We start from the raw sequence: 12,378 nt of genomic DNA on the forward strand, positions 1-12,378 counted from the left end.
CCCCGCCTCGCCGCGGGCCGCGCCGTCTCACCGACTCCCGCACCGAGCAGGCGGCGGGCACGTCAGGGCGTGACGATGGCGAAGTCCTTGTCACCCGGGTCCAGCACGTCCGTGAGCCGGGTGACGGCGGACGCGTCCCCGGCGACCTCGATACCCGCGGCGGCCAACTCCTCCGGGGCGAGGCCGAGGGCGAGGGCGGGCAGAGCCCGCCGGGTGGTCGTGAGGGTCGCGTCGGGCTCCCCGCGCACGGCGGCGGAGCTGTGCGTGAGGACTCCGTTGGACAGCCGCAGCCGGTGGCGCTCCCCGGTGTCGGTGAGGACGACGTCGATCGACAGGTTCTCGTCCCATGCGCGGGGGCCGTCGACCTGGACGGCGAGGGCGTCGAAGAGCATCTCGGGGGTGAGCCGGCCGATGACGTCGGGCACGGTGGTCTCGGTGGGGGTGCCGAAGGGCCCCTGGCGCAGCTCTGTGGCGCCGGAGAGATAGAAGTCCCGCCAGGTCCCGTTCTCGGCTCCGTAGCCGAGCTGCTCGTAGGTGTCGGCGAGCAGTTCACGGGCCGCCGCGTGGTCCGGATCGGCGAAGACGACGTGGTTGACCAGCTCGGCGACCCAGCGGAAGTCGCCGGCCTCGAACGCGGCACGCGCGCTCTGCACCACCGCGTCGGCGCCGCCACCGAGGTCGACGTACCGCCGTGCTCTCTCGACCGGCGGGTGTTCCCACAGCGTCGCCGGGTTGCCGTTGAACCAGCCGAGATAGCGCTGGTAGACGGCCTTGACGTTGTGACTGACCGATCCGTAGTAGCCGCGCGCGTGCCAGGCGTTCTCCAGGGCGGGCGGCAGCCGGATCTCCTCGGCGATCTCGGCACCGGTCAGGCCCTTGTTCATCATCCGCACCGTCTGGTCGTGGATGTAGGCGTAGAGGTCGCGCTGCGACGTCAGGAAGGCGACGACGCGGTCCGCTCCCCAGGTGGGCCAGTGATGGGAGGCGAAGACGACGTCCGCCTCTCCGCCGAACAGGTCGATCGTCTCGGTGAGGACCCTCGACCAGCCGTGCGGATCGCGCACGACGGCACCCCGCAGGGTCAGCAGGTTGTGGAAGGTGTGCGTGGCGTCCTCCGCCGCGCAGAGCGCCCTGAAGTCGGGCAGGTAGACGAGGAACTCCGACGGCGCCTCGGTGTCCGGTGCCATCTGGAACACCATGCGGACACCGTCCACGACCTCCTCGTGCCCGGTGGCCGAGATGATGTCGGTCGGCGTGATGAGCGTGACCTCGCCGAGCGACAGCGTCTGGCCCAGACCCGCACCGACCTGGCCCTGCGGCCCGCGGGCGAGGGCCGCGCCGTACATGTATCCCGCGCGCCGGTTCATCGCGGTGCCGGCGTACACGTTCTCCGCGACGGCGTGTTCGACGAAGCCCTCGGGCGCGAACACGCGGACCCGCCCGGCGTCGACGTCCTCCTGGGTGACGAATCCCTTGACCCCGCCGAAGTGGTCCGCGTGCGAGTGCGTGTAGACGACGGCGGTGACGGGGCGGTCGCCGCGGTGCTCGCGGTAGAGCGCCAGCGCCGCCGCGCCGGTCTCCTTGGACAGCAGCGTGTCGATGACGACGACGCCCCGCTCGCCCTCGACGAAGGTGGTGTTCGACAGATCCATGCCGCGTACCTGGTAGATACCGGGGACCACCTCGAACAGGCCCGCGATCGCGGTGAGCTGGGACTGCCGCCACAGACTGGGGTTGACCGTGTCGGGGGCGTCGCCCCTCAGGAAGGCGTAGGTGTCGTTGTCCCAGAGGACGGTGCCGTCCTGGTCCCGCACGGCGTTGGGCTCGCGTCGGGCGACGAGACCCCGGACGGCGTCCTCGAAGTCCGCCCGGTCGGAGAACGGCAGGGCGTCGAGCAGGGCCCGGTGCCGGGCGACGACGGCGGGCGAGGCGGGTTTGGGCCAAGTGGGCATGTCGTCACGATGGCATCGCGCGGGAGGGGGCGCGAGGCGGCAGCGCCGTCCCGGCCCTCCGATGACGCACGCGGGTGATGAGGCCGGCGGGCGGCAGGGCGTCGAGCGGGCGGCGGACGCGACGCAGGCGGGCAGGCGGGCAGGCGGGCAGGCGGCGGGCGGGCGGGGCCGACGCTGCCCGGACTCATCGGCCCGGTGTGCCGGGCGCGCCGCCGACCCCTCGTCAGGTCGCCGGCCGGTGCCTGCGGGCCGGGAGCGAGTTCGGGCTCATCCGTCCGGGTGCACACGGTCGTCCCCGCCCGCATCCGCGGGTTCGGGCCGGGATGCGGGCGGCGCCGGCGGGCCGCACGCCTCGTCGTAGCGGTGCAGGACCAGCCGGGCGAGCGCCGAGTGCGTGCCGAGCGGCGCCGAGGTGACACAGCCGCCGGAGTGGGCGGCGCGGCGCGCGAAGAAGCCCGGGGTCATCAGGTACGGGGCGACGGCGATCCGGGAGTGGCCCGCCGACCGCAGGGCGGCGACGGCCTCGGCGGGGGTGGGGCCGGCGGCGCAGAGGTAGGCGGGGACGACGTCGTCGGGCACCGGGTGCAGGGTGCGCAGCAGCGCGGCCATCGCCGCGGCGTCGGCGTTGGCCGCCGGATCGGTCGAGCCAGCCGCGGCGAGCACAACGGGGCCGTCACCGGGCCGCCACCCCGCCTCGGACAGCCGTTCGGTGAGGGCGTCGGCCAGCAGCGGGTGCGGGCCGAGCGCGCCGGCCACCCGCGCGCGCAGATGAGGGGCTGCGGCGAGCGCCTCGGGGATGTCCACGCGGACGTGGTACCCGGCGCCGAGCAGCAGGGGCACCAGGACGACGTCGCCCCGCAGCCGGGCGAGGGCCGCCGGCAGCGAGGGGGTGACGAGGTCGAGGAAGCAGCGTTCCACCCGCACCCCGGGCCGCAGCGCGCGGACCCGCTCGACCAGCGCCTCGGTGACCGCGACACCCTCGGCGTCGCGGGTGCCGTGGGCCACCGCGAGCAGCGTCGGACGGAACGGGCGGTCGGGGGCGTGCGGGAGAAAGTCCACGCTCACCCCGCCGCCAGCCGGTAGCCGCGCTTGGGCACGGTCCTGACCAGGTCGCTGTGCGGTCCGAGGGAGGCCCGCAGGCGCGCCACGGCGGCCTCCACCGCGTGCTCGTCCGCATCCGAGTCGGCCCAGGCGCGGCGCAGCAGCTCGGCCCGGCTGAGCACCCAGCCCGGCCGCTCGGCGAGGGCGCGCAGCAGGGTGGCCCCCTTGGGGGACAGCCAGTAGCTCTCCTCGTCGACCAGCAGCGCACTCCCCTGAAGGACCAACGACCGTCCGGCGACGTCCAGTTCCTGGCGTCCTCGGGCGGGCAGCGTGTCCGTGAGGGTCCGCACGAGCGCGCCCAGCCGCCCGCGCTCGGGCCAGATCACCGGCAGTCCCGCGTCCAGCAGCGGCCGGGCGCAGACCGGGCCCACACAGACCGGCAGCACGTCCTCGGCCATGGCCTCCAGGACCCGCTCGTGCAGCCCGTCGGCCGCGGCCGTCCGGAGGAACGCGGCGATCGCGGGCGCGCTGGTGAACGCGAGGGCGTGGACCTCGCGGCGCACCGTCGACTCCACCAGCCGCCGCACCGGTCCCGGGTCGTCCGGTGGAGCCCAGCGGTAGACGGGGACCGAGACGACCTCCGCGCCCCGCTCCCGCAGCGCCGCGCTGAAGCCGGTCAACGGCAGACCGTGTTCCTGCACCGCGATCCGGCGGCCGGTCAGCGGGCGGGCCAGCAGCCAGGTCAGCAGCTCGTCGGTGGCCTCGCTCGCGGGCGAGTACGACTCGCCCAGGCCGCTGGCGCGGACGGCGCCGGTCGCCTTCGGGCCCCGGGTGAGGACGACGGCGTCCTTGCAGACGGCGGACAGCTCGGCGCCCCGCCCCCAGCCGTCGGCAGCGCTCATCCAGCCGCGCCAGCCGACGCCGGTGGTCGCCACCACGTAGTCGAGCGGCGCCACCAGGCACGCTTCGGTGGCCCGGCGCAGCGCGATGTCGTCCTCCAGCGGGAGGATGCGCAGGGCCGGTGCCTCCACCACCCGCGCTCCGCGCCGGGTCAGCAGCGCCACGAGTTCGTCGCGACGGCGCGCCGCGGTCACGCCGACGGTGAACCCTGTCAGCGGACCGGTCGGCGCGGCCGGGGTGGAAGTGTCGTCGGTGCCCATGGACGCAGACTCCGGGCACACCGTTTCCGGCAGGTTGCCCGGCCGTCACGCACGGGTTAGACACATGCTTCGTCGTGTTACGGCACATGTCCGTCGGCGCACCCCGTCCGGCCCGCGACGTGAGCGACGTGTACCGCGGGCGCAACACCGGCGACCAGCCCGTGTAACGCGCCGTGGTCACTGTCTACGGCATGACCACCACCACCGACACCCACTGCCCCTACTGCTCGTTGCAGTGCGGAATGCGCGTCGCGACCTCCGGCGGTGTCGGGACCACGATCGCCGAACGGCCCGCGTTCCCGGTGAACCGCGGGGCTCTGTGCGGCAAGGGGCAGTCGGCCGCCGCCCTGCTCGACGGACCGGGCCGGCTCACCACGCCGCTGGTCCGGGACCGCGGCTCGCTGCGTGCCGCCGGCTGGGACGAGGCGCTGGACCGGGCGGCCCGGGGCCTGTCGGCGATCCGGTCCGCGCACGGCGCCGACGCCGTCGGGGTCTTCGGCGGCGGCGGGCTCACCAACGAGAAGGCATACCAACTGGGCAAGTTCGCCCGGGTCGCGCTCGGCACCGCCAACATCGACTACAACGGCCGCTTCTGCATGTCCTCGGCCGCGGCGGCGAGCCGGAACGCGTTCGGCCTCGACCGCGGGCTGCCCTTCCCGCTGGAGGACATCCCGCACACCGACTGCCTCATCCTCGTCGGCGGCAATCCGGCCGACACCATGCCGCCGGCCCTGCGCTACTTCCGCGAACTGCGCGAGAACGGCGGCCTGCTGATCGTCGTCGACCCCCGGCGCACCCGAACCGCCGAACTGGCCGACATCCACCTGCAACCGCTGCCCGGCAGCGACCTCGCCCTCGCGCTCGGCCTGCTGCACCTGCTGATCGCCGACGGGATGGTCGACCAGGACTTCGTCGACACGCGGACCACCGGCTTCGACCGGGCACGCGCCGCCGCGATGGCCCACTGGCCGGAACGCGTCGAACGGCTCACCGGCATCCCCGTGAACCGGCTGCGCAGCGTCGCCCACCACTTCGGCCGCGCGGGCACCGGCATGGTGCTGACCGCCCGGGGGCCCGAGCAGCAGAGCAAGGGCACCGCCACCGTGGGTGCCTGGATCGACGTGTGCCTGGCGTCGGGCAAGGCGGGCCGTCCGTACTCCGGATACGGCTGCCTCACCGGCCAGGGCAACGGGCAGGGCGGCCGGGAGCACGGCCAGAAGGCGGACCAGCTTCCCGGCTACCGGTCCATCGAGGACCCGGCCGCCCGCGAACACGTCGCCCGCGTCTGGGGCGTGGACCCCGAGACGCTGCCGCGCTCGGGCCGCTCCGCCTACGAACTGCTCGACAGCCTCGGCGGCCCCGCACCCGGAGGCGTGCGCGGCCTGCTGCTGATGGGCTCCAACCCGGTCGTCTCCGCGCCGAACGCGGGCCATGTGACCGACCGGCTGCGCTCGCTGGACCTGCTCGTGGTCAGCGATCTGGTGCTCTCCGAGACGGCGCAACTCGCCGACGTCGTCCTGCCGAGCGCGCAGTGGGCGGAGGAGACGGGCACGATGACCAACCTGGAGGGCCGGGTGATCCTGCGCCGACGCGCCCTCGATCCACCCGACGGCGTGCGCACCGACCTCACCCTGCTGCGCCAACTCGCCGAGCGGCTCGGCGTCACGAGGGGTTTCGACGACGACCCCGAGACCGTCTTCGCCGAACTGCGCCGCGCCTCGTCCGGCGGCCAGGCGGACTACGCGGGCATCAGCTACGAGCGCATCCGCGCCGGCGACGGCGTCTTCTGGCCCTGCCCCGCCGAGGACCACCCCGGAACGCCGCGCCTGTTCCTCGACACCTTCGCCACGCCCGACGGCCGCGCCCGGTTCACGGGGCCCGGCCACCGTCCGGCGGCCGAGGAGCCCGACGACGCCTATCCGCTGCACCTCACCACCGGCCGGGTGCTGTCCCAGTACCAGAGCGGCGCACAGACCCGCCGGGTCGGCGCCCTGAACGCAGCCGCACCAGGACCCTTCGTGGAACTCCACCCCCTCCTGGCCGGTCGACTCGCCGTGAGGGAGGGCGACCTGCTCGCGGTGACCTCCCGGCGCGGCAGGGCGGTCGCACCGGCCCGGATCACCGACGGCATCCGGCCCGACACGGTGTTCATGCCCTTCCACTGGCCCGGCGCGGGACGCGCCAACACGCTCACCAACCCGGCCCTGGACCCGACCTCCCGGATGCCCGAGTTCAAGATCTGCGCGGTGCGGGTGGAGGCGGCCGGCGCCGCCGGACGCGTCGAGCCGGACGCGGAGCGGCACGGATGACCGGGCCCGCCCACATCGCGGTCGTCGGAGCCGGGATGGCCGCCGCCCGCTTCGCCGAGCGCTACCACGCCCTCGGCGGAACCGCCCGCGTCACCCTCTACGGAGCCGAACCCCGGCCCCCCTACAACCGCGTGCTCCTCGCCGACGTGCTCACCGGACGCTACGCGGCGGAGGCGGTGACCCTGCCGGCCGGCGCGGCCGACCTGCGCACCGGCAGCGAGGCCGTGGCCCTGGACCCCGCCGCACGGACGCTCACCCTCGCCGACGGGCGCGGCGACACCTGGGACGAACTCGTCCTGGCGACCGGCGCCAACCCCGTCCTGCCCCCGATCCGCGGACTGCGCCGCCCGGACGGGGCGGGACTGCGCGACGGAGTCCACAGCCTGCGCACGCTCGACGACTGCGCACGGCTCGCCGAGGACGTCGGCACCGCGCGCCGCGCCGTCGTCATCGGCGGCGGAGTCCTCGGCGTCAGCGTCGCCAGGGCGCTGGCCGCCCTCGGCCTCGCCGTCGAGATCGTGCACCAGGGACCGCATCTCATCGAGCGGCAGCTCGACGCCGAAGCCGCGGAGGCGCTCCGCGGCGGACTGCGCGGGCTCGGCGTCGAGGTCTACCCCAACAACCGCGCCCGGGCGGTGGCCGACACGGACGGGGACGGACGCAGCGCCGTCGAGCTGGCGGGCGGCTACCGCCTCGGCACCGACCTGGTCGTCCTCGCCTGCGGCGTCCGCCCGCGCACCGCGCTCGCCCACTCCGCCGGTCTCACCGTCGACACCGGCGTCGTCGTCGACGACACGCTCACCACCTCGGCGCCGCACGTCCACGCCATCGGCGACTGCGCCCAGCACCGCGGGACGGTCCACGGGCTGTCCGGCCCGGCGTGGGAGCAGGCCGACGTCCTCGCCGCCCGCCTCTCCGGCTCGGACCCCGGCGCGCGCTACCGCGGTTCGCGGCCCCTGGCCCGGCTCAGCGCCGGCCCACTGGAGTACGCGGCTCTCGGCGAAGCGCACCTCGACACCGAGGACCAGGCGGCCGACCCCGAACTGAACGTGCTGCGGCTCTCCGACGCCACCCGCGGCAGCTACAAGAAGCTCGTGCTGCGCGGCGAACGCCTCGTCGGCGCGATCCTCCTCGGCGACCTGGCCACCGTGGGCGAACTCACCCGCGCCTACGAGCGCGACACCCCGGTTCCCGACCGACCCCTGCACCTGCTCACCTCATACGGAGCCTCGCCATGACACACCGACAGACGCCCGGCACCCCGTCCGGCCCGGTCAAGGATCTCGTCCTCGTCGGCCACGGCATGGTCGGCCAGCGCTTCCTGGAGGCCCTCACCGAGCTGCCGGGGGCGGCCGGATGGCGGATCACCGTGCTCGCCGAGGAGACCCGTCCCGCCTACGACCGCGTCCACCTGACCTCGTGGTTCTCCGGCACGGACGCCGAAGCGCTCTCGCTCACGCCACCGGGGTTCCTGGCCGGGCACGGCATCGACCTGCGGCTGGCCGAACCGGCCGCCGCGATCGACCGCGCCGCCAGGACCGTCACCACGGCGTCCGGCCAGGTGCTCCCCTACGACGCCCTGGTGCTCGCGACCGGCTCCGCCCCATTCGTGCCGCCCGTCCCGGGCCGCGACGCCGCGGGCTGTCACGTCTACCGCACCATCGAGGACCTGGAGGCCATCCGGGCCGACGCGGAACACGCCGCCACCGGCGTCGTCGTGGGCGGCGGCCTGCTCGGCCTGGAGGCCGCCGGCGCCCTGACCGCCCTCGGCCTGAACACCCACGTCGTCGAGTTCGCGCCCCGCCTCATGGCCCTCCAGGTCGACGAAGGCGGCGGACGACTGCTGCGCCGCAAGATCGAGGAACTGGGCGTCACCGTCCACACGGGAGCGGGCACCCAGGCCGTCCTCCCGGACGACGACGGCCGCGTGCACGCCATGGAACTCTCCGACGGCCGGCGGCTTCCCGCCGACCTCGTCGTCTTCTCCGCGGGCGTGCGGCCCCGCGACCAGTTGGCCCGCGAGTGCGGCCTGCCCGTCGGCGAGCGCGGCGGCATCGTCGTCGACGAGCGGTGCCGCACCGCCGACCCGCACGTCTACGCCGTCGGCGAGTGCGCGCTCGCGGCGGACGGACGCGTCTACGGCCTGGTCGCCCCCGGATACGCGATGGCCGAGACCGCGGCCCGCTCCCTGGCCGGGGAACACCGCGACCAGGACGCCTTCACCGGAGCGGACACCTCCACCAAACTCAAGCTCCTCGGCGTCGACGTCGCCAGCTTCGGCGACGCGCACGGCACGACCGAGGGCTCCCTCGACGTCCTCTACAGCGACAGCCGCAACGGCGTCTACAAGAAGCTCGTGATCGGCCGCGAGGGACAGCTCCTCGGCGGCGTCCTCGTCGGCGACACCGAGTCCTACGGTCTGCTGCGCCCGCTGGCACTCGGCGGCGAACCCCTGCGGACCGCCCCCGAACACCTGGTGCTCCCCGCCGGGCTCGCCCCCGCCGGGCCGGTCGCCCTGCCCGACGAGGCCGTCGTCTGCTCCTGCCACAACGTGAGCAAGGGACGGATCCGCGCCGCCGTCCACGACGAGGGGTGCGCCGGCGTCCCCGACGTCAAGAAGTGCACCAAAGCGGGCACCGGCTGCGGCAGTTGCGTGAAGCTCCTCGGCACCATCGTGACGGAGGAACTGGCCTCCCGCGGGGTCGCCGTCGACCGGGGACTGTGCGAGCACTTCACCCACACCCGCGCCGAACTCCACGAGATCGTCCGGGTCGCGGGCCTCACCTCCTTCTCCGAACTGATCGACCGCCACGGCACCGGAGAGGGATGCGACGTCTGCAAGCCGGCCGTCGCCTCCATCCTGGCCGGCCTCGACACCGGACACATCCTCGACGGCGAACAGGCAGCCCTCCAGGACACCAACGACCACTTCCTCGCCAACCTCCAGCGCAACGGCTCCTACTCCGTGGTGCCCCGCATCCCCGGCGGCGAGATCACCCCGCACGGGCTCATCACGATCGGCGAGATCGCCCGCGACTTCGGCCTCTACACGAAGATCACCGGCGGCCAGCGCATCGACCTCTTCGGCGCCCGGGTCGACCAGCTCCCCACCATCTGGCGGCGACTGGTCGACGCCGGATTCGAGTCCGGGCACGCCTACGGCAAGTCGCTGCGCACCGTGAAGTCCTGTGTCGGCGAGACCTGGTGCCGGTACGGCGTCCAGGACTCGGTGGCCCTCGCCATCGAACTGGAACTGCGCTACCGGGGACTGCGCTCGCCCCACAAGCTCAAGTCCGCCGTCTCCGGCTGCGCCCGCGAGTGCGCGGAGGCGCAGAGCAAGGACTTCGGCGTCATCGCCACCTCCACCGGATGGAACCTCCACATCGGCGGAAACGGCGGCATGACACCCCGGCACGCCGACCTGCTGGCCGCGGACCTCGACAAGGACACCCTGATCCGCACCATCGACCGCTTCCTGATGTTCTACATCCGCACCGCCGACCGGCTGGAGCGCACCTCGGTCTGGCTGGACCGGATCGACGGCGGCCTGGACCACGTCCGCGCCGTCGTCCTCGACGACTCGCTCGGACTGTGCGCCGAACTGGACGCCCTGATGGAACGTCACGTCGACCGCTACCAGGACGAGTGGGCGGCGGTCCTCGCCGACCCCGAACGGCTCCGCCGCTTCGTCTCCTTCGTCAACGCCCCCGGCACACCCGACCCCGCCGTGACCTTCGTACCGGAGCGCGGCCAGATCCGCCCCGCCCGGCCCGACGAACACGGAACGATCCTCTCCCCGGCCCTGGTGGCCGGCCCCCGACTGGAGGTGCGGACCGCGTGAACAGGCATGTGGAGATCTTCGACGGCACGCGGTGGACGCCGGTCTGCCGGACCTCGGACCTCATCCCCGGGCGCGGAGTCGCGGTCCTCGGCCCGGGCGGCGAGCAGATCGCCGTCTTCCGCGACCGGCCCGGCACCCTGTACGCGGTCGGCAACCGCGACCCCTTCAGCGGCGCCCACGTCATGTCGCGCGGCATCCTCGGCAGCCGGGGCGACGTCCCCACGGTGGCGTCCCCCATGTACAAGCAGGTCTTCGACCTGCGGGACGGACGCTGCCTGGACGAGTCCACCGCACCGGACGGCACGCCGGCGGCCCTGCGGACGTGGCCCGTGCGCGACACCGCGGAGACGACCTCACAGCCCGCCGCGGCGGGCGTGCACGGGCCGTAGCACGGCCGATCCGCCGGGAGGCGTACCGCGTAACCCGCCCCTCCTAGCGTCGTCCCGACGGACCAACACCACCTCACGAGAACGCAGGTGAAGCTGATGAGCAGTGCGGTCGACACAGAAGGCACGGCGGCCGGGGAAGCGGCCGGAGGCCCCCACGCCGTCGGGGCGGCCCGCCGCCCCGGGAGCGCGGCCGGCCCGCGCTCCATCACGGACTGGCGTCCGGAGGACGAGGAGTTCTGGGAGCGCACCGGCTCCCGGATCGCCCGCCGCAACCTCGTCTTCTCGGTGCTGTCCGAGCACATTGGCTTCTCCGTGTGGAGCCTGTGGTCGGTGCTGGTCCTGTTCCTCGGGCCGGAGTACCACATCGACCCGGCCGGAAAGTTCACCCTCACCGCGCTGCCGGCCGCGCTCGGCGCCGCCCTGCGCCTGCCCTACACGTTCGCGGTGGCGCGGTTCGGCGGCCGCAACTGGACCGTGTTCAGCGCCCTGTTGCTGCTGCTTCCCACGGCCCTGGCCGCGATGGTGCTGCGCCCCGGAGTCTCCTACGGCACGCTGCTCGCCGTCGCCTGCGTGGCGGGGGTCGGCGGCGGCAACTTCGCCTCCTCGATGGCCAACATCAACGCCTTCTACCCCCAGCGGCACAAGGGCTGGGCCCTCGGCGTCAACGCCGGCGGCGGCAACCTCGGGGTCGCCGTGGTGCAGCTCGTCGGCCTGCTGGTGCTGGCGACGGCGGGCGCGGCCCACCCGCGTCTGGTCCCGCTGGTCTACCTGCCGCTCATCGTGCTCGCGGCGCTGGGCGCGGCCCTGCGGATGGACAACCTGGCCTCGCCGAAGAACGACCGGCGGGCCCTGCGCGAGGTGTCCCGGGAGCCGCACAGCTGGGTGATGTCGCTGCTGTACATCGGCACCTTCGGCTCGTTCATCGGCTTCGGCTTCGCTTTCGGACAGGTCCTCCAGGTGCAGTTCCACGACCAGTTCGACACCCCCGTCAAGGCCGCCTACCTGACGTTCCTCGGTCCGCTGCTGGGCTCGCTGGTCCGTCCCGTCGGCGGGCGGATGGCCGACCGCTGGCGCGGTGCCACCGTGACGCTGTGGACGTTCGCCGCGATGGCGGCGGGGACCGGCGTGGTCCTGGTGGCCTCGCACCAGAAGTCGCTGCCGCTGTTCCTGGCGGGCTTCGTGGCGCTGTTCGTGCTCAGCGGCATCGGCAACGGCTCCACCTACAAGATGATCCCGGCGATCTTCCAGGTGCAGGCGCGGCGCGCGGTGGCCGCCGGCGCCGACCCCGAGACCGCCGAACGCGACGCGCGGCGCCGCGCGTCGGCGCTGATCGGGCTCGCCGGTGCCGTGGGTGCCTTCGGCGGTGTGCTGGTCAACATCGCGTTCCGCCAGGCGTTCCTGGCCGGGGCGAGCGGGGACGCCGCGTACTGGGCCTTCCTGGTCGCCTACGTCGTCTGCTTCGTCCTGACCTGGGCGGTCTACCTGAGGCCGCGGACCGCGGGGTCGCCCACGGTCTGACGGAGACCGAGGCGGAGGCGGGGCGGCCCCGGGGTACCGGGACCGCCCCGCCGCGTTCTCACGGCGACGGCCGCGGGATGTGACCCCCGACGGCCCGACCCGCACGCGGCTCGGGTGGTCACGGTCCGACCCGCGACCCACCGCAGACGCCGTGCACGGCCGTGGCAC

8 protein-coding genes are annotated in these 12,378 nt (G+C 74.1%); 5 read left to right on the top strand and 3 right to left on the bottom strand.

The genetic code is table 11. The features are described from left to right. Positions 1–62 precede the first annotated feature (62 nt). The 3 genes from ACGFS9_RS08400 to ACGFS9_RS08410 form a co-directional block, all read right to left on the bottom strand. Complete coding sequence (locus ACGFS9_RS08400) at positions 63–1,952, bottom strand: alkyl/aryl-sulfatase (RefSeq protein WP_393251558.1); 1,890 nt, start codon at positions 1,950–1,952, stop codon at positions 63–65. A gap of 267 nt (positions 1,953–2,219) precedes the next feature. Then, on the bottom strand, positions 2,220–3,011 hold the full coding sequence (locus tag ACGFS9_RS08405; RefSeq protein WP_393251559.1) for a sirohydrochlorin chelatase: 792 nt from the start codon (positions 3,009–3,011) through the stop codon (positions 2,220–2,222). A 2-nt stretch (positions 3,012–3,013) separates the two neighbouring features. Next, a complete protein-coding gene (locus ACGFS9_RS08410) occupies positions 3,014–4,153 on the bottom strand; it encodes a uroporphyrinogen-III synthase (protein WP_393251560.1) in 1,140 nt (379 codons plus the stop codon). A 191-nt stretch (positions 4,154–4,344) separates the two neighbouring features. Here ACGFS9_RS08410 and ACGFS9_RS08415 point away from each other — a divergent pair, with 191 nt between their 5' ends. The 5 genes from ACGFS9_RS08415 to ACGFS9_RS08435 all read left to right on the top strand — a co-directional run bounded on the left by ACGFS9_RS08415 (position 4,345) and on the right by ACGFS9_RS08435 (position 12,210). Next, entirely contained in the window at positions 4,345–6,462 is a 2,118-nt protein-coding gene (locus ACGFS9_RS08415) for a molybdopterin oxidoreductase family protein (protein WP_393251561.1), read from the top strand. Next, entirely contained in the window at positions 6,459–7,700 is a 1,242-nt protein-coding gene (locus tag ACGFS9_RS08420; protein ID WP_393251562.1) for an NAD(P)/FAD-dependent oxidoreductase, read from the top strand. Before ACGFS9_RS08415 ends, ACGFS9_RS08420 begins: the two co-directional genes overlap by 4 nt. Continuing rightward, a complete protein-coding gene (nirB, locus tag ACGFS9_RS08425) occupies positions 7,697–10,303 on the top strand; it encodes a nitrite reductase large subunit NirB (RefSeq protein ID WP_393251563.1) in 2,607 nt (868 codons plus the stop codon). Before ACGFS9_RS08420 ends, nirB begins: the two co-directional genes overlap by 4 nt. Next, positions 10,300–10,692 (top strand): nitrite reductase small subunit NirD, encoded by a 393-nt coding sequence (gene nirD, locus ACGFS9_RS08430; protein WP_393251564.1) that lies wholly within the window; start codon positions 10,300–10,302, stop codon positions 10,690–10,692. Before nirB ends, nirD begins: the two co-directional genes overlap by 4 nt. Before the next feature lie 96 nt (positions 10,693–10,788). Next, positions 10,789–12,210, top strand: coding sequence for a nitrate/nitrite transporter (locus ACGFS9_RS08435; RefSeq protein WP_393251565.1), 1,422 nt, complete (start codon positions 10,789–10,791; stop codon positions 12,208–12,210). The last annotated feature ends 168 nt before the right edge of the window (positions 12,211–12,378 follow it).

Origin of the sequence: Streptomyces sp. NPDC048566, assembly GCF_043199735.1 — a bacterium.
Taxonomy (GTDB): domain Bacteria; phylum Actinomycetota; class Actinomycetes; order Streptomycetales; family Streptomycetaceae; genus Streptomyces.

What these genes read in the sequence shown, in the direction of transcription:
- ACGFS9_RS08400 (WP_393251558.1), bottom strand. Translation starts at nt 1,952, where the DNA reads ATGCCCACTTGGCCCAAACCCGCCTCGCCCGCCGTCGTCGCCCGGCAC.
- ACGFS9_RS08410 (WP_393251560.1), bottom strand. Translation starts at nt 4,153, where the DNA reads ATGGGCACCGACGACACTTCCACCCCGGCCGCGCCGACCGGTCCGCTG.
- ACGFS9_RS08415 (WP_393251561.1), top strand. Translation starts at nt 4,345, where the DNA reads ATGACCACCACCACCGACACCCACTGCCCCTACTGCTCGTTGCAGTGC.
- ACGFS9_RS08420 (WP_393251562.1), top strand. Translation starts at nt 6,459, where the DNA reads ATGACCGGGCCCGCCCACATCGCGGTCGTCGGAGCCGGGATGGCCGCC.
- nirB (WP_393251563.1), top strand. Translation starts at nt 7,697, where the DNA reads ATGACACACCGACAGACGCCCGGCACCCCGTCCGGCCCGGTCAAGGAT.
- ACGFS9_RS08435 (WP_393251565.1), top strand. Translation starts at nt 10,789, where the DNA reads ATGAGCAGTGCGGTCGACACAGAAGGCACGGCGGCCGGGGAAGCGGCC.